Raw genomic sequence first — 22,777 nt, forward strand, 5'->3', positions numbered from 1 at the left:
TCAGGCAGCACGACAGGCAAGCAGTTCATCCGCAAGTGGATGGCAGAGCTCGGCCCGGCCACCACAGCAGTCCTTGACGAGGAACAGCATCACGGAGCGTAGCGCATCGAGATCGGCGCGGTAGTTGATGATCCGGCTGCGCCGCTCGGATGTGACCAGGCCGGCACGCGCCAGGGTCGCCAAATGCACCGACATCGTGTTCTGCGGGACATCCAGCGCCTTGGCGACCTCGCCGGCGGGAAGGCCTTCGGGTTCGTGACGCACCAGAAGGCGGAAGGCGTCGAGGCGCGTGGCTTGGGCAAGCGCGCCCAACGCGACGATGACAGATTCGTTATCCATATATCCACGATAGCGGATATATGGATATAGTGCAATCGGCGACATGGCGAGATCAAGCAGCCGCCTGCTCGTCCAGATCATCCTCGCAAGCGAGATCGGTTGCCCGCAGCAGAAACCCGGCGGCTTCCTCGGCTCGCGCAGCCGCCGTCAGCAATGCGCGATTATCCTTGCGCAAAATGGCGAGCCAGGATCCGATATAAGCCGCGTGGTCGTCGAGATGGGTGGTTGGGAGACCCACATCGGCGCCAACCAGCGCTGCTGTCAGTTCGGCGACCAACTCCTCGAACGCATATGCCTGATCGCCGAAGCGCTTCCCGAACGATCGGGCAAGCCGGGCTGGATGGCCTGTCCAGTGGCCGGCCTCATGCGCAATGGTGGCTGCCCAGGCGGCGCGCGTGTCGAATTGCTCGACCGGCGGCATGGTGATGACGTCCGCGCGCAGATCATAATAAGCACGATCGCCGCCGCATCGCAGCCGCGCGGGCAGCCGATCGACGAAGCGCTCCGCCCGCGGACCGAGCCGGTCGCCCGGCGGGACGAGGGAGAGGGCTTCGGGATAGAAATCGCCCGGCAGTGTATCGATCTGATCGGCATTGAAGACCGCATAGGACCGCATGACCCGGCGCTGCTCATCGACGAGCTCACCCGGACGTTCGTAGGAATCGACCTTCTTCGAATAGGCTTTGTAGAAGATCGCAAATTGCGACTGCTCACCGGCACGGACCTGCCCGCCGAGGCTTTGTGCTTGCCGATAGGTCATCCAGTAGCGGGACCGATAGCCGCACTGCTCGGCGGCCAGCCATAGCCAAAAGGTGTTCATGCCGCGATAGGGCTCGCCATTGGCGCGCAGCGGGCGCCCTTGCGCGGCGCATGATCGCCAGGGCCGTACCCAGGGACGCACACCGGCCTCGAGCCGGTCGATGATGGCGCGCGTGATGGTCTCGGCCGGCGAGGGCCGGCCCGATGATTGGGTCATGGTGGATACTCCGCGAAAGAGCGGCTGTCTCAGCGCCGCCGATGAAGGGCGGCGGGCGACACGAAAGCGCCGCCCGCCGTTAGGCGTTCGCCTCAGGCGGCCTGTTCGAAGTCGCCAGCATCGCCATCGGGGGCGATCTCCCCTGCCCCGCCGTCGCTGTCGTCTTCATCGCTGAGGAAAGCGGAATAGCTCCGGAAGCTTTCGGGCTTTTCGATCGCGCCGAACCGCATCTCGTCGGGCAGCCAGGAGAGCGCCTTTTCCCGGACTTCGGCCTCGACGATGCCCTGCCCCGAACAGAGCGCAGCGCAGGCATTGGCAAGGTCACCCTTCTTGGCGTCCTTGTATCGGCCGCGCAGCACCGGCCCGCCGATCTCGTCGAGCGCTTCGAGCATGACGTCCTTCTTCACCCGCCCGAAAAAGTTCTGGGCATCGGGCCGCCACCATTGCGCGACATCAATGTCGAGCAGCCGTCCGAGATGATCGTGGAAGCCGTTGCGGCGCCCGCCATCGTCGACGTTGAGTGTCGGCTCCAGCGTCTGCGCCATGACATGGGCGAGCCAATCGGCGCGCGCCTGTTCATCCAGTTGCCGGAAGGCATCGAAGCGGGACGACAGCGTGTTCCCGCCTGCCCAGCTCACATCGAGCGCCTGGCGCTGTTCGGTCAGGACATTGCTCGCCGCGCTACCTTCATCGCGGAAGCTGACGATCGGGAAGCTCGCGGCGGCGGCCTGCAACGTCGCGTGGTCCCGGACATAGCTGCTGGCGAACACCGTCCGGTGCGCCATCAGGAATATCGTGAGATCGAGCGCGAACCCGGCATCCGAGGCGACATGGGCTGCCAGGATCTGCCGGCGCTGGGTCGCGAGTTCGTCAACCAGCGTCGCGCTGAGCCGGGAGGCCGCGACCTTGCCGGACGGTGCTTCGGGTTCTGCATCCTCGCCCGCCTGCCGGATGGCGCGCTCGCTGAACATGCGGCTGTGCACCCGCGGACTGCCATCGGGCGCCAGATAGATGAAGGTGCCCAGCTGGTCCTTGATCGCATCATCGACCATCGTGCGCGACGCCTCGATCGTATCGAGTTCCCGCTCGATGTCGGCGAGACGCGCCGAAGCCGCCTCGGCCTCGGGCGTGCCGTCCTCGAGTTCGGTCTCAAGTTCGCGGATGAGCGCGTCGCCCTCATCCGAGAGACTATCGACGCGCTCCTGCTCGTCCCCGCTCAATTCGCGCAGCGGCGGATGATATTCGTGGAGCTGGCACTCCGTATCATAGGGCACATGCGTCGCGAGAACCGGCGTCACGAACGCCAGCTTCTGTTCGGCAGCGAGCGCTTCCGCGGCCGCTTCAAGCTTCTGGGCGGCCAGCTGCTCGATGAGCTCCACGTCGATCCAGCTCTCGTCCACATCTTCACCGAACAGGTCGCGCTCGATCCGGCCGCCCGCGCCGACATAGGCCTCGCGGCCGACGAACCGTGCCTTGGCGTCGGTCGCCTTGACCGTTCCGTTGAGGAGCGCACGGCGGATATTGTCGGGATTGTCGCCATAATAGGACCGGCTCATGCTCTCGAACACGCGCGCCTGGCGATCGACGTCGGGCGTGACGGCATAAGCCTGGGCGACCCCCAGCGTGATCTCGCCCGCCGCCAGCGCCGCGAATACGAGAGGAGCCAGTTCGGCAAGCCGTACCCGCTGCTCAACGAAGCGGGTCGTGACGCCGAAACGTTTCGCCACATCCTCGGCACTCGCGCCCTTGTCGAGGAAGTGCTTGAAAGCCGAGCACTCATCCGCCGGGTTCATCGCGACGCGGTGGAAATTCTCGGCAAGGCTCGCTTCGGCCGATCCAGCATCATCCTCGAGCACCAGCACCTGAACCTCATGGTCCCCGGCAAGCCGACCTGAATCGATCAGCCGCTGGAGCGCCCGCAAGCGGCGGCCACCCGCCTTGACGGTGAAATGTCCTGCCTTCTTGAGCGGCGTGACCACGAGATTCTGCAACAGGCCATGCGCGGCGATATTGTCGGCGAGGCTGTCGAGGTCGGCATCGCGATTGGATTTGCGGACATTGTCCTTCGAGAGCGAGAGGTTCTTGACCTTCACGGACTGGATCATCGGTTGTCTCCTTCGAGGGTTGCGCCGACCTCGTCGGCCGGCTTGAGCCACTCAGGCCCACCCGGCCGAAGGCCCCCTCCCCTCTCTTCGGTCGCTTGGCGCGGCCGCGGGTCAGTCCGTGATCCTGGCGAGGATCTCGAGGGCGCGGCTCGGGGGAACGAACAGCCGCGTGCGGTGCTGGATGATCTCGGTGAAGCAGCCCGCCGCCTTGAGATGCGGCAGCGCCTCGGGCTTCCAGTCCAGCAATTCGAGGCGTTGATCGCCGGCGACCAAGGCGCGCTTCAGCCGCAGCGCTCCGATCGGCATGATCTCGCCCGAGGTGCGGACGTGCTCGACCCGCGCGCCGAGGTCGATCTCGACATGGGCCGCGATGCCGAATGCGCTGGCAATCCGCTCAACCAGCGGCGCCGGAATAAGACGCCCGAGAAGCGACTGGCCGTCATCGCTCGTCAGCCGCCAGACCTGGACATGATCGTCGGGCAGCTTGCCCCACACCGGAAGCAGCAGGCCAGTGACCAGATAGATGATCTGCGTGCGCGTCTGCGCCGCCATTGCGTCGCATTCGGCCTGCCAGGCTTCGTCGAAGCTCGCCCGGTCCACGTCGGTCCAATGGGTTTCGGCGAAGAGGTCCTGCCGGTGCCGTTCGGTGCGCGTCGGCCGCACCAGCTCATAGCGGCGCACGGTCCGCCCCTCTTCGTCCGTCAGCGAGAAGGTCGGCCGGCAAATGGCGGCCTTGCCGGAACGCGGGTTGATCAACCCGCGCGCTTCCGGGTCGGCCAGAAGCCAATGCGCTCGCTCCAGGGTCAGCGGCCGATATCGCTCCTCGGTTTCGATACGCAGGATCTCGGTTTCGGCGCCGCTCACGGGATCGCGCCGGATCACCGTCCGGTCGAGGATCGAAATACGGTCGGCCGCGATCGTTTCGACGCCAAGATCGAGGGTGCCGGCCTCGCGTGCCTTTTCCACCCGTGCTTCGATCAAGCCGAGATATTCGTCGAAGATCGCGTTCTGCAGGTCGATGCGCAGCGCCAGGATGCGGTTCAACCACCGCTGGATCGTGGGCAAGGTCTCGGTGAGCCCCCGCCCTCCCCGGCCAGGTTCAAACCGGTGAGCGCCTGGAACTGATCGAAGTGGACCGATTGGAGTTTTGCCTGGAACAGCAGGCGAAACCACTGGTCGAGCGATTCCCGCGCGAAGTCGGACTCCAGATTGTCGCGGGGGTCGAAAAGTCCCTGCCCGCCGGTCTGGCGTTGGCCACGGGTCAGCGCGCCCAGGCTGTCGAGGCGCCGGGCGATGGTCGAGATGAACCGCCGTTCGCCACGGCAATCGGTGGAAACGGGCCGAAACAAGGGCGGGCAGGCTTGGTGGGTGCGGTGCGTGCGGCCCAGCCCCTGGATCGCCGCGTCCGCGCGCCAACCGGGCTCGAGGAGATAGTGAATGCGGCGGCTCTGATTGGGCGCGTCGAGGCTGGCGTGGTAACTCCGCCCCGTGCCGCCGGCGTCGGAGAAGATCAGGATGCGCTTTTCGCCGCGCATGAAGATGTCGGTCTCCGCGAGGTTCGTGCGCGCGCTGCGCCGTTCGATCCGCTGACGGCCGTCGGCATCGACGACGATCCGCCGGCTGCGGCCCGTCACCTCGGCCACAGCCTCCGTCCCGAAATGCCCGATTATGTGATCGAGCGCCGAGCCGACGACCGGCAGCGCACAGAGTTGCTCGAGGAGCTGGTCGCGCATGGCCATCGCTTCCCGGCACAGCACGGGCTGCCCGGCCTCGTCGATCATCGGTTCCGAGCGCACCGTGCCGCTATCGTCGGTATAGGTGCGCATCTGGCGCACGGGAAAGGCCGCGGTCAGATAATCGACCAGGAATTCGCGCGGGGACAGCTCGATATCGAGCCAGGCGCGCTCCTCGGGGGACAGGTCGGCAAGGGCACGATCGAGCATCGCTTCCGAGGTCGACACGAGCTGGACGACGGCGCAGTCGCCGCGCGCGAGATCGGCGGCGATCGCCGGGATCAGCGAGGGCAGCTTCATCGACAGCAGGATCTGGCCGAAGAAGCGTTGCTTGGTCGATTCGAAGATCGACAATGCCGCGGCCTTCGCGCCGCTATTATAGGTGGCACCGCTGAAGCCGTCGGTGACGCGCGTGGCGGCGAGCGCGGCCTGCAGATTGTTGTGAATGATCGCCCAGGCATCGGCATAGGCATTGTAGACGGCGATCTGTTCTTCGCTGAGCCGATGCTCGAGGATGTCATATTCGACGCCGGCGAAGCTGAGCGCCCGCGCGGCATAGAGGCCCTGCGCTTTGAGGTCGCGGGCGATCAACTCCATCGCCGCGATGCCGCCTCGGCGCAGGGATTCCACGAAGGCCCGCCGGTCGGCGAAGGCCGTCTGCGGTCCCCACAATCCGAGGCGTGTCGCATAGGCAAGATTGTTGACATCCGAGGCGCCCGTCGCCGAGGCGTAGAGAATCCGGGCGCGCGGAGCGAGATTTTGCAGGCGGACGCCGGCAATGCCCTGCTCGGACCCTTTCGTGGCGCCGAACCGGCCCTCGCCGCCGGCCACCCCGGCCATTTCATGCGCCTCGTCGAAAACGATGACGCCGCTGAAATCCTCACCCATCCATTCGATCAGCTGGCGCAGCCGCGTGCCCCTGTCGCCGCGGTTGGAGCGCAGGGTGGCATAGGTCAGGAAGAGGATCCCATCGCCCAGCGCGATCGGGGTGCCGAGCTTCCACTGGTTGAGATGCTGGATGTCGAGCGGCAAGCCGCCAAGCGCCGACCAGTCCCGGCGAGCGTCTTCGACCAGCGTCTCGCTCTTGGATATCCAGAGGTGGCGGCGGTTGCCACGCAACCACTGGTCGAGGATGACGCCTGCCACCTGCCGCCCCTTGCCGGCGCCCGTGCCATCGCCAAGGAAAAAGCCGGTCCGATAGGCGTTACCGGCCTCTGCCGGCGACAGCGAAAGACCCTCCTCGCTGGATATGAACCGCCCGGGAAGATCGCGCTCGAACGCCGCGCCAGCGTAGATCAGCGTTTCGAGCTGCGCGTCCGAGAGCAGGCCGTCGTCCAGGATCCTGGCCGGCAGCACGGGTTCATAAGCGACCGGGGGTGCGGCAATCGATCCCATTGCCTGCGATTCGACCAGCGCGCTTGGGTGCTCACGAGCATCGGCAATCAGCAGACGGCTCGGCCGATAGGGCAGGTAAATCCCTTGCGGTTCGCCCGCGGGTGCGGGCGCGTCGAGACGGTGATAGGCGACCGCGCGGGTCGTGGGCAGGGTCACCGCCGCACGCGAGCAGACGGGGCGGGTCCGCCGCGTGAGGCCCCGGAACAATCCGCTGGGGCGGGAGATCGGCTGCGGCTGCGGCGCGCATGGGGTCGCCATCGCATCGATGGCCGCAAGCGCAGCGCCGAGCGTCGTGCAGGTCTGGCGCGGGACCGAGCCCCCTGCCCCGTCCTTTTCGAGGAGTATGAGCTGGACTGCCTGGCCGGTGCCGTGCTTGGCATAGGCATCGGGCGGCAGGTCGAGATGCAGCCGGGCATGCGCGCCCGCAGTGGCGTGCAGCCAATCCGCGTCCTCCGTCTCGATGCGGTCGGGGAGAATAACGGCGCAGCGCCCGCCTGGAGCAAGCCGCAACAGCGCGGAGCGCAAATGGCGAAGCGCGGCATGGCGATCGCGCGCGCGCCCCTGGCTTCGCGAGAAGGGCGGATTGAGGAGCACGACGCTCGGCACCAGTTGCGGATCGAGCATATCGTCGATCAGTTCGCCATCATGCGTGCTCAGCCTGCCTTCGGGAAAGGCGTGACGCAGCAAACGCGTGCGCCAGGCATCGATATCATTGAGAAGGAGGCGCGCGCCGGCGAGATGGGCGTGTACGGCCAGGAGGCCGGTCCCGGCCGAGGGCTCGAGCACGATATCGTGTGCCGTGATCGCGGCTGCCTTGGCGGCAAGGAAGCCGATCGGCGCCGGTGTCGAGAATTGCTGGAACGCGATCTGCGTTTCGCTACGCACGCTTTGCGTGGGAAGCGCCGCCGTCATAGCGATCAGCTGGGCGAGCCGCGCATTCGCATCTGCCGGGAGCGTCGCGTTCTTCAGATGGAGGACCTGCGCGAGTTCGAGCACATCGTAGGCGTCGCGCAATGACCACAGGCCATCGGCGCTCGAGCCACCGAAAGCGGAGGTCATTTCGGCAAGGAGGTCGTTACGTGCAACCGGACATCCTTCGGACAGCCGGTCGGCTATGCCTTGAGCAGCGGTACGGGCGGGATCATCGAGCGGCAGCGTGAGCGCGAGGGGGTGTGTGGCCATGGGGCATCTCCAGGTCTGACACCTGGCATCAGCGCCAGGTCATCAGCCGGAAGGCTCCCTCCCCTTTCAGGCCGCCTCGGCGGCCCGGCGGACACGCCAAGCATCATTCCAGTCCGCGTGCCGTTCCGGCAGCCGGAGCACCAGTTCGCGTCCATTGGCTGTGAGATGGGGGCGGGCTTTTTTGAGCATGGCGGCAGCGGCGGCACCGCGATCGCCATAGACGATGATACGCTTGACCCGTTCGGGGATGGCGACAAGCCCAAGGCGTTCGACCCCGCCCAGCGCCCAGGTGGGCGTTCCGAACCAGGCCATTGCTGAAAGGGCGTCCTCGATGCCTTCGGCAAGGCCAAGCTCCTCGCCGGCCGGCGCCAGACGAATGGCCGCGTCGCCGAGAAGGCCAAGGGCAATCTTCGGCTTTGGCATGGGTTTGTGCAGGATGTCGGCGAGATCGAGGCAGGTCCGCTGGACGGCGACAACCCCCAGATCATTCTCGACCGCGGCGATCATCGCCGGAAAGAACCGGCGGCGCTCACCGGCCCCGACGATGGTGCGCGGGTTGTAGCGCAGGCAACGCGGATAGGGAGGCGGCAGACCGCGCGCCGCCAGATAATCGGCCGCTGGAGATCCGGCGATGGGCTGGCTCGCCTTCCATAGGCGAAGTGCAAGAGCGCGATGGTCCGCGGCCGCCTTCGGGCGCGGCATTGTGAGCGGCTCCGCATCGTGAAGTTTGCGCCGGCGCAAAGCAGCCAGAACATCGCGCGTGTCGCAGCCGGCAAAGCAGTGGAACAGGATCGCCCGCTCGCCCAGGCGTACCGACAGGCTGGGACCATGATCGTTATGTGCCGGGCACCGGCATTCGCCGCGCGTACCGCGCCAGATCCCACCCAGGGCTTCGACAATGGCTTTGGCGCGATGGGGAGCAGCTATGGGCATCGACTAATCCTCGGAAGTGGTGGAGCGCCGCTGCTGATTGCGCCCTCCCCTCCCCGATATTTCACCCCGGCATGCCTTTGGGTGCCAGGATCCCGAATTCCTCGACGATGCGATCGGTTGTGTAGTGCGTCGCGCCGTCGCGTTCATAGGAGTTGTCCTTGAGCCGTCCGGCTATGCGCACGAGATCCCCGACTTGAGCCCGGTCGGCGATATGTTTTCGCTGGCCTTCGCTGAAGACGCTCACGCGGTTCCAGTGGCTGTCTTCCTGCCATTCGTTATCGTCACCCTTGCGGCGATAATTCGCGCAGACCGACAGCAGGGTGACTTTCGGCCGCGCGTCGATTTCCCCGATCCGGCCGATGATCTCGAACTTGGCGAAGTTGATCATGCACCCTCCATGCGCAAGGTCATTTGGCCGGCAGCCTATCGTAGGCGGCTAACTTCGCGTATCCCTCCAGGCGGGGGGATTGAACGATTGCATCAGGCGCGACGCCGATCTCTTTCTCAAAATAAAAAGAATCAAAACGCCGCTGCTCGCAGCGGAAGCTTTTCCGATTCAAAAGGATTCAGATTCAGGAGGCCGAAAGCACAGCATTTCTGCGGGTTTGAGCAAGCTTATCCTGACCGGACGGGGGATTTTGCCTGCCCTTCCGGGGCGCTTCCCTGACCGATCGGGGGATGCAACCTGACCTGCTGGGGCCTTCCTGACCGTATGGGGGACAGCTTCCTGCTGGAGTGATTCGCTCGCCATAGCGTTCGTCAGGGACTTTCTTCGGCGTCCGCGCTGCCGTTTGCGCGGGTCCGGGCGCTTGGAAACGCGACTCGCCGCACTTCCTCATGGTTTGCTGCTTCGGAGCGAAGTTCCATCCTGACCTCTTGGGGGCCGAATCCGGTGTCTATCCTGCCCTGACTTGACGCGTAAGGACAGGTCAGGCAGATTTTCTCCCACGCTGGACGAATCGGCGCAGACTTCATGGCATGGATGACGAGCAAGCCCTAGATCACGCTGTAACGCCCTCCCCCACCGGCGATGACGCTTCTCCGGGACGGGCGATGCGGGTGGCTGCCGCCCTGCAGGCAAAGGGCGGTGACGAGTTCGCCAAGCCCGGCAGCATCGTCGAGGTCAAGTTCGTCAAAGGCCAGTCGCTTAGCCTGACTGCTTCGCGTTTGCTTGCGCTGATGATTTTGACCGCGGGCGGTGATGCCTGGGAGGACCGCCCGCACAAGATGCGAAAGGCGGACATTCGCCGCGGCCACAAGGGCAATGAGCGCATCTCGGATATGCTTGAGGAATTGCACCGCACGCTTTTCGCGGTCGACGACAAGTCCTGGCGCGGCAAGAAGGCGACGCTGCGCTTTTCGCTTATCTCGTCGTCGCGCGAAGAAGCGGAAGACGAAGAGGGCGCGGACGCTGGGTGGATCGAGTGGGAGTTCACGCCCGAAGCCCGAAAGCTGATCCAGGAATCGGAGACCTATGCGGTCCTGAACCGCCAGGCGGTGCTCGGCTTCCGATCAACCTATGCGCTCAAGCTGTACGAGATCGGGGCGCTGAGGCTGCATAGGCGCCAGTCGCTCTGGAAGGGCGACATGACGGCGCTGCGTGCGCTGCTCGGCATCGCGCCGGACGTCTACAAGGATTTCGCGCAGCTGCGCCGCAAAGTTCTCGAAAAGGCGAAGGCCGAAATCGACCAGCTCGCCCATTTTCGCGTGGAGTGGCGGGAGATCCGCCAGGGCAGAACTGTCACCGAAATCGAATTCCGCTTTGAGCCCAAGGATGCTCCGGCCCAAATCGCGACCGTGGATGAGATCGGTCGGCACTCTGCGGGCAGAAAGGCGCGGCGCGAGGACGAGGTGGAGACCGTTGCCGTCGAGGCTGTCACACAGGCGGCGGTGGCGGCCTTGGTGTCAAAGGATAAGGCTGGGGCAGGGGAGGTCACCTTCCCGAACGGCACGATCCGCTTTGGCTCGGACACGCTCGCGGCCATCGGCCGTTCGGCTGGCGGCGGTTGGGACATCGATCTCATTGCCGATGCCTATCGCGCGCAGATGGGCGAAAGGCTGGCGAAGCTCAAGGGCGCCAAGCTGATCGCATCCTGGACCGGCTTCTGCGAGAGTTTCCTGGCACGACGCGGGCGCCCCTGAGCCGAAATTGCACCGGTGCAATTTCGGGGTGAACTGCCCCCAAGGGGTCAGGTTGCGAGGGGGCGCAAAAGGTCTGCGGCGCAGATTGGGCAAGTTTCGCCCTTCGGGCTGGGCCGACTTGCGAAAATCAGCCTTCGATTGACCTAAAAGTGCAAATTGAGCTATGCCCCCTCTAGTTTCGCAAGGGGGCCTCTCTTGGCTGCATCACTCGACATTGAGGGCACGCAGGACCTGCTGTCCGTCTCGACGCTCGCACAACGGACCAGCTCTGTCCTCGAGCGGCTCCGCGACTCCGCGCGGAGTGCTCGGGCGGACGAGCGGCGCGAGCCGACGTTCCCGATTGGCAAGGCCGCGGAACTGGTCGGCCGAACCGCGGCGGCCATTCGCGAGGCCGAGAAGGACGGCCGCTTGCCGCCGCCTCCGCGAACCGAGAATAATCGGCGTGTCGGCTATACCCTGGCGCAGCTCAACGACATGCGCGGACTGTTCGGCACCCGGCCCTGGCGGGCCGCAACCGATCCCTGCTGCGTTATCGCGGTGCAGAACTTCAAGGGCGGGGTGGGGAAATCGACTCTTTCGGTGCACCTGGCCCAATATCTCGCGATCAAGGGCTACCGGGTGGCTCTCATCGATTGCGACAGCCAAGCGTCGGCAACCACGCTATTCGGCTATGTGCCCGACCTCGACCTGACCGAGGAGGACACGCTCTATCCATTCCTGCGGCACGACGACATGGAGTCGCTCGACTATGCCCTGCGCAAGACCCACTTCGACGGCCTCGAGCTTGTTCCGGCCAATCTGCGGCTGTTCCAGTCGGAATATGAAATCGCAGCGCGCATGGCGCGGGGGCAGGGGAACCTGATCGACCGCATGGCGCAAGGCATCGCGAGCATTGCCGATCGGTTCGATGTGGTGGTTCTCGATCCGCCTCCGGCGCTCGGCGCGATCTCGCTTTCGGTGCTGCGCGCGGCCAATGCGCTGGTGGTGCCGGTTCCGCCGACGGTGATGGACTTCTCGTCGACGGCGGCCTTCCTCGCCATGCTCGATGAGACCATAGAGACGCTGGCCGATCGCGGCTTGGCGCCGTCGCTGCAGTTCCTGCGCTTTGTGGCGTCCAAGGTCGATGAGAATAAGTCGATGCAGAAGGAACTGCTGAACCTGATGCGGACCCTTTTCGGTCACGCGATCGTCCGTACGCCGCTCAAGGATTCGGCCGAAATCGACAATGCAACGGCGCGGCTGATGACCGTCTACGAGCTGGACGGCCCGGTCACCAGTTCGACGGTGCGCAACCGCTGCCTTGCCTATCTTGATGGCGTGAACAGTGAAATTGAGGTCGACATTCGGTCGATGTGGCCGAGCCATTTGACGCGGCTTCGCAAGGAGGGACTCGCCTGATGCGAGCAAAATTGCACCGGTGCAATTCCGGGTAGAAGGGGTGGATGATGAGCAAGAAGAACGCCAACTTCGCGGCTGATCTGGTCGCCGGAATCGACCCGGGGCGCAAGCCCCAGCGGCGCGGCGCCCTGGCATCGGTGCGAGCGTGCTGGCGGGCCGGGAAAGCCGGCTTGCCGAATTGGCGACGGGCAGCGTCGTCTCGCGCACCCATGAGCTTGTCGATCCCGCGCGCTGCCGAATGTGGGCGGGGCATAACCGCGAATATGCGCTCCTCAATGAGGAGCGGTGCGCCGACCTCATCGAGAGCATCAAGGCGCAGGGCAAGCAAGAAATGCCCGCCATCGTTCGCCGCGTGAAGGACGATCCTGCCTTCGATTTCGAGGTGATTTGCGGCGCGCGCCGGCATTGGACGATCAGTTGGCTGCGCGCCCACAACTATCCGGATTTCCGCTTTCTCGTCGATATCCGTAGCCTTACCGACGAGGAGGCCTTCCGTCTCGCTGACCTCGAGAATCGGGCGCGCGACGATCTCACCGATCTGGAGCGCGCGCGCGACTATCTGCGCGCGCTCGACGCCTATTATGAGGGGCGCCAGAAGGTGATGGCCGAGCGGATCAATGTCACGGAAAGCTGGCTCAGCCGCTATCTCGACCTTGCCCGGCTGCCGGCGGAACTGATGGCGGCCTTCGCCCTTCCGCAGGATCTCAGGATCAAGCATGTCACCGCGATCAAGCCTCTCTTGAAACCGGAGGATCGGCGGCAGCGTGTGTTCGCCGAGGCGGGACGTCTCGCTCAGGTGCAGTCCGATCGCGCAGCACCGATGCCGGTCCCCGATATCATACGCGCGCTCGCTCTGGCCGCCGATCCCCCCAAGAGGTCAGGATCCCCCAAGAAGTCAGGAAAGCCGGAAACGATCGTGTCCGAAGGGGGGAAACCATTGCTGAAAGTGGAGGCGGTGGATCGTAAGGGTCTCAAACTTACCTTGCTCCCGCATGCCGGTGGTACGCGGGCTGAAGCGGAGGCCGCGTTGAAAGCGCTGCTCGATCAGCATTGGAGCTAGGACAATCTTCAGCGGTTCTGAGACGTGAGAGTTTTGTCTTCACATGTTGAATATGGACTGCCCTATGACTGCAGCCTTCCAGGATGACATTCGCGAGAATGAGATCATCTCGCCCCGTCGTCTGGCGGAGCGCCTGCGCTTCTCCATGGCGCATTTGGCTCGCGTTGCTCGCCTGGATCCTAAGGCCATGACTCTGTATCCCTCCGCCCCGACCGTGCAGATTAAACTGGAGGAAATAGCCCGAGTTATAACGCGAGCGGCAGAACTTGCAGGCGAAGAAGGCAAGGCGGTTATCTGGTTCAAGCATCAACCCATTTCTGGAGTTGGGAAAACGGCCGCGGAATTGGTTGCGAATGGCGATATCGATATCGTCATGGAAGATCTCGATCGTATGGCTGCCGGGGTCTATTCCTGACAGGCGTCACTCAAGGCCGAAAGGTTAGCTTGTCCGCAGGACCTTTAGGCGAATGTCTTCTTCTCGTAGACGGTGACAATCGCCCGGCCATCCCAAACGTAGCACAGGTGCCGCTCCTGTCGGCTGTTGGCGAGTAGGCGAGGGCGGAACACCGCGGCGCACTCGCCGTCGGCGTCGCGCACGCTTTGGTACACGATGCCATCCGAACCTTGCTCACGCAGGTGCCGGCCAAGCGCCTGGCCGGCGGCATAGCTGTCCGGGGCGTAGAGGGCAGGGCGTTCATCGCGCAGGCCGCGAATATCGTGGAGCATGGCGTCCAGGTCGACCGCGTAGACGCGCATGTCGAGTTCCTGCGCCGGTTCGTGGGTGTACGCCATGAAGCGGGTTCGGTGATGGCGCGTCTCGGCAACCGCAGTCTCGATGGTGCTGGCAGCGTAGAACAGCCCGAAACTGCCGTCACAGAACCGGCTGCCATCGGGATTTAGGTGGGTGAACGCTGCCATGATCGCCGATGTTCCGGGTCCCGATACGCGGTCCTCCGGTGGGACGAGGGCGAGGTCCCCGACCTCGTCGCGAAGCCGGTCGTTGGTCATCGCCTCGATCGCATAGACCGCTTCCAGGTCGGCCGGATCCGCGACATCCTCAAACAGCGATATGGGCGGGAACCGGCTTGCGACGATCCGGTAGCACGGTTGCCACCGCACTTGCGTCGTCGCAATGGCATCCATCAGCCGCGCTGCGCGTCGATATATTGACGCACCACGTAGAGATCGGCGACATTGCCCGAGGCCATCCGCTCGATCGCCGGGCGTCCGGCGAACAGCGGCGCCTCATTGGGTTTGCGTACCCATTCGTTGGCGGTACGGGGCAGGAGCATCTTCAGCCCCTTGTAGATCCCCATGACATAGGAGATGCGCTCCAGCGCATCCTTGGGAATCGCCGCGACCGCGCCGCGCTTCCAGGTCTGGAAGGTCGAGCGGCTGTCGAGCCCGAGAAGCTTCATCTGCTCGGCTTCCTTGAGGTCCCAGGCGTCGGCAATGCGGAAAAAGGTGCGCAGCGCCGGACCGCTCAGATCCTTGCGGCTGGGCGCTTTGGCGGGGACGCCGGAATGGGCAGTTGTGGCCATTGGCCATCTCCTTCTTTCTCTGTCTATGTATGATATCTGTACATAACGTCAAGAAGAGATCAGTTTTCATACACGCCGAATGCGCGCGATGCCGCGTCAGGGATGGCCAGAACTGCCGGCGAGCAGCCGGTCGATCTCACCCATCGCCGCGTCGAACTCGGCAAGAGCCGCATGGGGGAGGGCGGTAGCCTGGTCCAAAGACGCCGGCTGCCCATCCCTTCCCGGTTCTTCGACGACCAGCAGGGCCTTCCCCTTGACCGTCTCCCGCCGTGCCATGCGCGCCGCCACAAGGGCGTCGCCGATCGCATAGGTGCCGCGCCGACTGATCCCGAACGCCCAGGTGATCTGATCGAGCCCGAGTGGCGCAAAACCAGCGAGCAGGATCCACACCTGCGGTGCCCGCGCGCTCGAGCGCAGGTGCCCCAACTGCTCGCGCATCAGCACCGCGCGCCGCCGCGCTTGCGCGACCAGCTCGGCAAGCCGGGTCACGCTGCGCTGGAGGCTGCGGGCCGCCAGCATGGCGCGTTCGCCCGGCCAGAGCTGCGGCTGCAGCGTTTGCGCCGTCACCGCGCCGGGGCAGGGGAGGGCGCGGGCCCACGCGCCGGACGCGGTCAGCAGCCGCCCCAGCGCGGCATCGACCGCCCAGAGCGGGGTGCGCGTGGCGGCCTGCTCGATCGCCACCGCGCGGTTCCCAAACGAACGGATTTGCACCGCGCGCTCCAGCGGCGCGAACCGCGGATCGGCGCGCAGCAGCGCGTGCAGGCGGGCCAGACCCGCGAAGGGCAGGGGGGTCTCGTCATCCGCGCCGGCCTGTTTCATTAGCGTGATCGCCCTGCCGATCGCTTCCTCCGCCAGCGCGTCTTCGGCTTGCATCGGGCGGTCGGCCCCGAAGCGAGCGGCCAGAGCGATGGTCTGCGCGGCATCGGCGAGCGGTTCCCACGGATGACGGCTGAGTTCGCCGAGCAGGGCGCGGACCACGGCATAGGCGGAGCAGCCGGTGAGGGGTGTCTCTTGGGGGCCGCGGTCGAGCCCGGCGAACCAGGCGTTGAACCGGTGTTCGGCGTCCGCAAATCCCGCTTGCGCCAGGGATGAAAGCAACACCTCCCGCAGCAGCCCTACGCAGAACAGCCGTTTTTCGATATCGGTGAGGCTGGCGAGGAGCCCGTCGAGCCGGCCGAGCGCCAGCGCGCATTCGCCTTGCGCGAGGGCGAGCTCCTCGGGTGGGACGTCGGTGTCGGCGGCGAGGGGATGGAAGCGCTCCATGCCGGATGTGTAGTGAATGCCAAAACACTGCACAACTACTCAGGTGGTTGGTGAACGAACATGTGATAATTGCACTTATCATATAAGCGTGTTTGACGTCTTCTATAAGGAAGGGTACAACAATCAGTATGGAAGCGAGCGAACCAGATGGACCGAAACGCCCTGAAACCGGCGAAATTAGCGCCACGGCGGACGTGACCGTCGCTTTGACGCCGGCGGCGATGCCCGAGCTTGCGTGGACCGCGACCCAGATGCGCGCGGAGGGACGCATCATCATCAACTCCGATCTGATCGCCGCCTATCAGGCCGCCAGTTCGCCCCATTCGATCCGGGCGCTGAAATCGGACCTCGAGGCGTTCGACCTCTGGTGTCGGCGCATGAAGCGGGTTGCGTGCCGGCCACGCCCGAAGTCGTCGCTGACTATCTCGACGCGCGGGCGGGGCAGGGGGCAAAGCCCGCATCGCTCGGCCGCGACAAGGCGTCGATCGCCAGAATCCATCAGCTGCTCGACCTTAAGGATCCCACCCAGGCTGACCTCGTGAAGCTGCGGCTGCGCGCGATCCGGCGCGAGAAAGGCACCGCGCAGGCTCAGGCGCGTCCGTTGCGCTTCAAGGGGCCGGTGCAAGACGTGGAGCGCGACAGTCCCCGCGGGCTTAATGTGCGGGCATTGCTGGACGCCTGCGCGGACGATCTGCCGGGCCTGCGAGACCGGGCGCTGCTATCAGTCGCGTATGACACGGGTCTACGTGCGTCGGAACTCGTAGCGATCAAGGTCGATGACATGCTCGAGGCGCTCGATCCCGAGGCACGCCTCCTCGCTATCGTGCGGAGCAAAGGTGATCAGGAAGGCGAGGGGGCAACAGCCTATCTGTCGCCCCGCTCTGTGCGGGCCGTCGCGGCGTGGAGAGAGGCAGCCGGGATCGAGGCGGGTCCGTTGTTCAGGCGGGTGCAGGTGCGGCGCTACAAGGCGCGGGCAGCCGTGAAGGGCCGTTCGATCGACAGCGTCTCAGGCCGCGAAACCTGGGATCTGCGAAAAACGCTCTCCAAGCCGGCTGTGAAGGCGCTGGTTGAGTATGACGTCGGAAATGTAGCGCTCCATCCAGGATCGATCGGGCCGATCTGGCGGGCGATCATCCAGCGCGCGTTTGATCGTGGTGCGTTAGGCGACCTGACCGCTGATGATCTTGCCCGGCTGCTCAAAGGCATCAGCGCGCATTCGACGCGGGTGGGCCTCAATCAGGATCTATTCGTCGCGGGCGAGGACTTGGCCGGGATCATGGACGCGCTGCGCTGGAAAAGTCCTCGCATGCCACTAGCTTACAACCGCAATTTGGCCGCCGAAGCGGGCGCTGTGGGTCGTCTCACCCGCAAGCTGGATTGACGGGGTTTGGGACGTTGCTGCCAGTCGCTGCCATCAGCGGGAGCGTCTGGTCATGCCGAAAACCAGTCATTCGAAATCCGCGTAGGCCCTCCCTACGTCTTGGTTGTCTCACAATCCTGACTGGCTGCTTACATGATGCAGTCGGAGGCGTAGACAATGTTGCCGGCCAACATCTATGATCGGCTCAGCGCTCCTGAGTAGCCCTGGCAGGACGTGGCGGTAAACCGCAGCGCCTCGCAGATCTTCTGAAAGTGAGGCGCGGGAGCTCTTCTTCTTGACAATCTTCAAAGTTTGTTGATGTTTTTTATTTACGTCCGCCCGTTCGCTGCGGAAGAGATTTGCGTGAAATCGGTGTATGCGCGCAGTACAGCTTGAGGGGGGCGGCCGTGCTTAATATGAACCAGTCATCGCGTCAGCAGTTGACTGCGCATATACGCTGCGCGATAGGCGCGCTTCGACTCGTACGGAAGGAAGATTCGGTTTCGGCCGACCTGCCATGCTGACCATCGCTTCAATCATCCGGACGACACGTCAGATGACCGCCTTCGGTGAGCGGGGAACTGGTGGTGCGCTCGATCATCTTCCAGCACGCGTACAGGGTCAGCGCGGCCGTCGGCGGTCTGCAACTGAGCAAGAAAATGTCGACGACGAGCCAGGCTGGCAATGGGATGACGAGTTAAAGACCTACGTGCGTATCTAGGAGCAGCAATGCAACTGGATGTTCGGGCGACTTTCCTCGCACTGCATGACTCCCCCGACGGCGGCGAGCGTGCTCTCAGCCTCCACTCCAATTTCGAAGGTGCTCTGGCAGGCTGGACCGTGGGCTCGCGTCTGTCGCCGATCTGGCGGCTCCATAATGGAAAGAACGCGCAAGGGTCCGTCACCTTCGGCGATTGCCAGATAAGCTTTGTCGGTCCAGTCCAGCCCGCGCGCCTCGCTCAGGACGTCAGGGGGATTGAAGATGCAGCCTCGATCTGGGCCACGCTCGGCTGCTTCAATCTTCTTATCCAAAGCGACCTCACTGAAGCCGGCCGGGCCCTTGCTGGCCGCATCATAGATTGGGCCAAGGATAGCGGGATCGCTTATGAGCAGTGGACGCTTACGAACGGTGTGATCACCCACGTCGAGCAGCATGTCCTAGCGCGGCGGGAAAGCAGCGTGCTGCCTGAACTCGCGAAATATGGCGACGCGCTCAAGCACCCGATGACGCGAACTAGCTATCAGGAAAATCTTGTTGCGACAGCTACGAGCCTCGCACGCGCTGCTGCTGTCTATCCGCCGATCTTCGATGAGATCGAAAGCGCTGCCGGGTCAATCGGCAAGATGATGGAGAAGTTCGCGAGTGGGCAGATGGACCTGCTCGATATCCAATCGCGGCTGCTGACGATGAACGCGGCGATGTCGCGATTTGCGTCCCAGGCCTTCTCGGGGATCCCGCCCATCCGGGGGACGGAGTGCCATTTCTGGATCCACTCGCTCTTGGGAACGGGTAGCGCGAATCTGGCACTCGCAAGTGTCGTCGCGTCCGTCCAACTGGTGTTGGGAGAGGCTCGCTTGCCCGAACGGCTGCGGCAGCTCGCGAGCATCACGACGAAGATCCCCGATTCTTCCGATCTCACTGCCGACCCGGCTTTGCTGGACTTCGAACTGCTCGACGCCGTCGAACCAGAAGGAAGCCCCGAAAAGATCATCCCTCTCGTCACTTATTTCAGCGGTCGGGATGGTTTTAGCAGCTATATCCAGGCGCTGAGCGCGCCGCTAACCACGCTTGCCGAATGCAATTCGCTGCGATCGAACCTGCTGACCGTCACGCACGAGATTTCCCATATTTTTGTGCAGTCCGCGTTGGCGGAACTGTCGCCGACCCCGGCAAAGAAGAGGATTTCGCATGGGCACTCGCGCTTCTGGCGCCGCATGCAAAGCCCGCCAACATGCTGGACGCGGCGCGCCTGCTTTTTCTGGAAGCAATCGTGTCCATGGCGACCGAAGCTCGGCCCGCGCAAACGCCCTATGGCAAGAAAGAACTGGAAAGCCAGCTCCCGAGCATCATCGAATGGACGCGATCGGAGGCCCAAGAAATCCTGGTCCACGCCTTCGACTTCCAATATTTCCATGCCGGCGATCCGGAATACTACGTCAGCAATATCTGGCATTCTTGGTGCGCCATCCCAGGCATCGGCGATCGCATCCCGGAATATCTGATGCGCACGCTCTGCGCGGTATCCTCAGTGCTTTTGCGGGAGTCGCCCGAAAGGCGTTTCCAAGCGGCTCTTCAGAACACCGGGGCAATCCTTAAGAAGATCGCCCCGGAAATTGATCTGCCCACCCATTACGTGGGTAAAGTGCTGGAGTATATAGAGCGCATGCAGCGCGATTCAGCGTTGATGGGGCGCGTGCAGAAACAATATTTCGTGCGAATGCGACTGGTCCGGCTGGTACGCATTTTCCTATTCTCCGATAAGCTCTCCGCCAAGCTCTTCCACGATCCGCATATCGGTGGTGGCGAAGGGTATAAGCTGAAAAAACCGCTCATCTACGACAGCCACCCGGTGGGCAACGCGCTAACCTTCTTACGCGGGCATCTCAAGCAGAACCCGAGCGAAGCCGAATCGATGTGGGTACTTCATGCACTCGCCTTCGATTCTTCGCCATCGCCATTGGCCGCGTCGTGAGCTCGTTCAGCGGATACATGCTGGCCAACCAAACGGGCCAGGATTTCGCGCCAGACGACATTGAACTGAAGGAAGCGGTAGTCGCCGGCGGACCGCGCTTGACCTATCGCGACCACACCTACGGGATTACACGGTGGGGCGAATATGTACTGCAAACCACCGTGCCTCTGGCCGACGAGCCCGAAGGTGAGAAATCGCACTATTCCTATCAGCTGTACGTTATTCGAGGCCGGGCGAAGCTCATCATGCTCGCATCCCGCCGCCGCATCGTCGACTATGCGCTCGCGCAGATCATGGATCGCAAGATTTACCCCAATCTGCGTAAGATCAGCGTCTATATCGAACGTGTGATAGAGCATTGCACGCAGGCCGAAGCCGAGTTCCTAATTACGTCGCTGCACGGTCGCTTCGCCGGATCCGCGAAGAATGTCCGAAGCATGTCGCTCTATGGGGACGATGTGACGAACTCGCCGATTTACCGGGACAATCATCACTATTTCAATTTCCATTCCTGCGGTATCGGACGGAGACTGTTCGACGGCATCCCTCGGCTTCGGCCGAACGAAGAGGGCGAAATCGTGCGCGTAAGCCATGACGGCTTCATCAACCTCAATCTGAGTAGACGCAGCCACGCCCAAGAGCTGATCCGCGTCGTGGACTTCATCGTTCGTAATCGCTGGGTCGAAGACTGGGTGCCTGGTAAAGGCGAACCGCTCTGATGGACATGCATCTGCGAGACAGTTGGCAGGATGAGACGCTCCTTATCCAGTATTTGGCACGACAGCTGGTTACCGGTCGGCTAGGATTGTTCCTAGGGGCCGGCGTGTCCGGCTTCTATGGTCTGCCAGACTGGGACACCCTGATGGAGCGGATCTGTGCTAAGCATGGGGAATCTTTCGGGCCAGGTGACGACCCGATCGCCAAAGCCGCCTATATCCGCGCAAAGTTTTACAAGGGTGACGTCAACGGCTTCATGTCCGATCTGAGCGCGGCGCTCTATGACGGCAAGACGCTGGATTTTGCCCAAATCCGACAGGACGCCACGCTCGCCGCCATCGGTTCGCTAGTCATGTCCTCGAAGCGAGGATCGGCGGCTAAGGTCTTTACCCTGAACTATGATGACCTGCTTGAGAATTACCTCGAATATCACGGGTTCACGACCGCTATCATCTGGTCGGATCGGCATTGGGCTCACAATGACGACGTCGTCGTCTATCATCCCCACGGCTTTCTACCGCTCGCCGATCGCCCCATGAGCGATGACCTAGTTCTAGGCTCCTCCGATTATCAAAAGGTGATGCAGTCCGATCTATGGCAGCCGTTGCTGCGCACCGCGCTTCGCACGCACACATTCCTTTATATCGGCCTGTCCGGAAAGGATCTACATCTCCAAGCGCTCCTGCACGGCGTTAAGGATCAGCACGCGATCGTGGACGAGCGGATTGCCTACCACACCATCCGCTTCGCCATCGCCGGCAAAAAGGATGAGATCGCTCCCGTTCTTGAAGAGCAAGGCGTCTTTACCCACGAGATAGACGGGTACAAGGACCTGCCCGATTTCTTGTTCCGCATCTGCCAAGAAGCTCGCATCATCAGAACGTCCTGAGCTCCTTTGCCCGCGCAGTTCTTGGCAGGCGTATCCCCATGAACCTATGGCAAGGTCCAAGTAGACGTTTCGCACAAGTGAAAGTTGGCTTCGCATTATTTACCGGAATGGTCGGACATATGCCAACGACTGGTTGTGGCGTGAGCTGACGTCTGCGATGTCTGTCAGAAGCGACGTAAGCGCCGACGGAACGCGGTCTTGTTGCCGGCCCCAGAATAGGAAAGCTCGCAGCCTTTAAGGAGGCGTGAGCATGGACATCGAGCAGTCAAATGAGCCTCGTATGAGCGGTCGCGGAGATGGCGGAGCGCTTGTACGGGTGGAGCGGCGTCGGAACTGGAGCGACGAGGAAAAGCTGGCGATCTTGAAGGAGACGACGGTACCTGGCGTCGTCATATCGGCCGTGGCCCGGCGGCATGGGATAGGGACCGGCCAGCTTTACACCTGGCGCAAACAACTGCTTCGCGGAGCGATGGCGGGCTTCGTGCCTGTCGAATTGGCATCGTCTTCGCCGTCGGCCAAAGCCGGGAACCAGGGCGGATTGAGGTTCGCGGACGATGCGGCCTGACGGTGTTGGTTGATCGCGAGGTTGATCGGGCCGCCCTGAAACAGGTGCTGGATGTCTTGCGGGAGCTGGATCATTGAGCCTGGCTTTCCCGCCTTCGACGAAAATCTATCTGTCGCTGTCGCCGTGCGACATGCGCAAGGGGTTTGACGGGCTGTCGGCACAGGTCCGCAATATTCTCCAGCTCGATCCATTCTCGGGGGCAGTCTTCCTGTTCCGCGGCAAGCGAGGCGACAGGTTGAAGGCCCTGGTCTGGGACGGCTCAGGGCTATGCATGTATGCAAAGCGTCTCGAGCGCGGAAAGTTCGTGTGGCCCCGTGCTCATGAGGGCGCGCTTCGCCTGTCGGCGGCCCAGCTTGCTATGCTCATCGAAGGGCTGAACTGGAAGCAGGCGATAGTCCATGATGAGGTGGTCACGCCGAGGCTCGCATAGCCAAAAAGATCAGGAAAACCGCCATTTTATGTAGGTTTTACCGTGGGCTTGCGCTA

Annotated in this window: 18 protein-coding genes and 3 pseudogenes; 12 read left to right on the plus strand and 9 right to left on the minus strand. The window is 63.4% G+C overall.

The window, feature by feature from the left end:
* From ACFOKF_RS00755 to ACFOKF_RS00780, 6 genes and pseudogenes are all read right to left on the minus strand, one after another.
* Positions 1 to 339 carry an ArsR/SmtB family transcription factor gene (locus tag ACFOKF_RS00755; protein ID WP_013849891.1) on the minus strand — a complete coding sequence of 113 codons (339 nt, stop codon included), beginning with the start codon at positions 337 to 339 and terminating at the stop codon, positions 1 to 3.
* A 52-nt stretch (positions 340 to 391) separates the two neighbouring features.
* Entirely contained in the window at positions 392 to 1,315 is a 924-nt protein-coding gene (locus ACFOKF_RS00760; RefSeq protein ID WP_007688077.1) for an ArdC family protein, read from the minus strand.
* Positions 1,316 to 1,407: 92 nt separating this feature from the next.
* Complete coding sequence (locus ACFOKF_RS00765) at positions 1,408 to 3,420, minus strand: ParB/RepB/Spo0J family partition protein (protein ID WP_007688079.1); 2,013 nt, start codon at positions 3,418 to 3,420, stop codon at positions 1,408 to 1,410.
* Positions 3,421 to 3,531: 111 nt separating this feature from the next.
* A pseudogene (locus tag ACFOKF_RS00770) lies at positions 3,532 to 7,730 on the minus strand (strawberry notch-like NTP hydrolase domain-containing protein).
* Positions 7,731 to 7,796: 66 nt separating this feature from the next.
* Entirely contained in the window at positions 7,797 to 8,663 is an 867-nt protein-coding gene (locus ACFOKF_RS00775) for a DUF7146 domain-containing protein (protein ID WP_007688081.1), read from the minus strand.
* Between the two features lie 61 nt (positions 8,664 to 8,724).
* On the minus strand, positions 8,725 to 9,051 hold the full coding sequence (locus ACFOKF_RS00780; RefSeq protein ID WP_007688082.1) for a single-stranded DNA-binding protein: 327 nt from the start codon (positions 9,049 to 9,051) through the stop codon (positions 8,725 to 8,727).
* Between the two features lie 665 nt (positions 9,052 to 9,716).
* Here ACFOKF_RS00780 and ACFOKF_RS00785 point away from each other — a divergent pair.
* From ACFOKF_RS00785 to ACFOKF_RS00800, 4 genes and pseudogenes are all read left to right on the plus strand, one after another.
* Positions 9,717 to 10,805, plus strand: a complete 1,089-nt coding sequence (locus ACFOKF_RS00785; RefSeq protein ID WP_007688083.1) for a replication initiation protein — start codon at positions 9,717 to 9,719, stop codon at positions 10,803 to 10,805.
* Between the two features lie 195 nt (positions 10,806 to 11,000).
* Positions 11,001 to 12,203, plus strand: a complete 1,203-nt coding sequence (locus tag ACFOKF_RS00790) for an AAA family ATPase (RefSeq protein ID WP_007688084.1) — start codon at positions 11,001 to 11,003, stop codon at positions 12,201 to 12,203.
* Positions 12,204 to 12,250: 47 nt separating this feature from the next.
* A pseudogene (locus ACFOKF_RS00795) lies at positions 12,251 to 13,263 on the plus strand (ParB/RepB/Spo0J family partition protein).
* 64 nt (positions 13,264 to 13,327) lie between these two features.
* On the plus strand, positions 13,328 to 13,678 hold the full coding sequence (locus ACFOKF_RS00800) for a hypothetical protein (RefSeq protein ID WP_007688086.1): 351 nt from the start codon (positions 13,328 to 13,330) through the stop codon (positions 13,676 to 13,678).
* A 44-nt stretch (positions 13,679 to 13,722) separates the two neighbouring features.
* Here ACFOKF_RS00800 and ACFOKF_RS00805 read toward each other — a convergent pair whose 3' ends face one another.
* The 3 genes from ACFOKF_RS00805 to ACFOKF_RS00815 form a co-directional block, all read right to left on the minus strand.
* The gene (locus ACFOKF_RS00805) at positions 13,723 to 14,406 is read right to left on the minus strand and encodes an RES family NAD+ phosphorylase (protein WP_013041559.1); all 684 of its coding nucleotides are present in this window, start codon (positions 14,404 to 14,406) and stop codon (positions 13,723 to 13,725) included.
* Positions 14,406 to 14,804 carry an MbcA/ParS/Xre antitoxin family protein gene (locus tag ACFOKF_RS00810; protein WP_007686501.1) on the minus strand — a complete coding sequence of 133 codons (399 nt, stop codon included), beginning with the start codon at positions 14,802 to 14,804 and terminating at the stop codon, positions 14,406 to 14,408. The genes ACFOKF_RS00805 and ACFOKF_RS00810 overlap by 1 nt, the downstream gene beginning before the upstream one ends.
* 96 nt (positions 14,805 to 14,900) lie before the next feature.
* A complete protein-coding gene (locus ACFOKF_RS00815) occupies positions 14,901 to 16,067 on the minus strand; it encodes a hypothetical protein (protein ID WP_007686500.1) in 1,167 nt (388 codons plus the stop codon).
* A 221-nt stretch (positions 16,068 to 16,288) separates the two neighbouring features.
* On the opposite strand from ACFOKF_RS00815, the pseudogene ACFOKF_RS00820 reads away from it, so the two are divergent.
* From ACFOKF_RS00820 to tnpB, 8 genes and pseudogenes are all read left to right on the plus strand, one after another.
* Positions 16,289 to 17,448: pseudogene (locus ACFOKF_RS00820) on the plus strand (tyrosine-type recombinase/integrase).
* Between the two features lie 496 nt (positions 17,449 to 17,944).
* Complete coding sequence (locus ACFOKF_RS00825; RefSeq protein ID WP_380792294.1) at positions 17,945 to 18,148, plus strand: hypothetical protein; 204 nt, start codon at positions 17,945 to 17,947, stop codon at positions 18,146 to 18,148.
* 8 nt (positions 18,149 to 18,156) lie between these two features.
* Positions 18,157 to 19,650 (plus strand): hypothetical protein, encoded by a 1,494-nt coding sequence (locus tag ACFOKF_RS00830; protein WP_380792297.1) that lies wholly within the window; start codon positions 18,157 to 18,159, stop codon positions 19,648 to 19,650.
* The gene (locus ACFOKF_RS00835) at positions 19,650 to 20,120 is read left to right on the plus strand and encodes a hypothetical protein (RefSeq protein ID WP_380792300.1); all 471 of its coding nucleotides are present in this window, start codon (positions 19,650 to 19,652) and stop codon (positions 20,118 to 20,120) included. The genes ACFOKF_RS00830 and ACFOKF_RS00835 overlap by 1 nt, the downstream gene beginning before the upstream one ends.
* A 17-nt stretch (positions 20,121 to 20,137) precedes the next feature.
* Positions 20,138 to 20,839: a hypothetical protein gene (locus tag ACFOKF_RS00840; protein ID WP_380792303.1), complete on the plus strand. Its 702-nt coding sequence runs from the start codon at positions 20,138 to 20,140 to the stop codon at positions 20,837 to 20,839.
* Entirely contained in the window at positions 20,839 to 21,726 is an 888-nt protein-coding gene (locus tag ACFOKF_RS00845) for an SIR2 family protein (RefSeq protein WP_380792306.1), read from the plus strand. The genes ACFOKF_RS00840 and ACFOKF_RS00845 overlap by 1 nt, the downstream gene beginning before the upstream one ends.
* Before the next feature lie 250 nt (positions 21,727 to 21,976).
* Positions 21,977 to 22,291, plus strand: coding sequence for a transposase (locus tag ACFOKF_RS00850; protein WP_380792309.1), 315 nt, complete (start codon positions 21,977 to 21,979; stop codon positions 22,289 to 22,291).
* A gap of 73 nt (positions 22,292 to 22,364) precedes the next feature.
* Positions 22,365 to 22,721 (plus strand): IS66 family insertion sequence element accessory protein TnpB, encoded by a 357-nt coding sequence (gene tnpB, locus ACFOKF_RS00855; protein WP_380792312.1) that lies wholly within the window; start codon positions 22,365 to 22,367, stop codon positions 22,719 to 22,721.
* The last annotated feature ends 56 nt before the right edge of the window (positions 22,722 to 22,777 follow it).

It is taken from the genome of Sphingobium rhizovicinum, assembly GCF_042647625.1.
Lineage (GTDB): Bacteria > Pseudomonadota > Alphaproteobacteria > Sphingomonadales > Sphingomonadaceae > Sphingobium > Sphingobium rhizovicinum.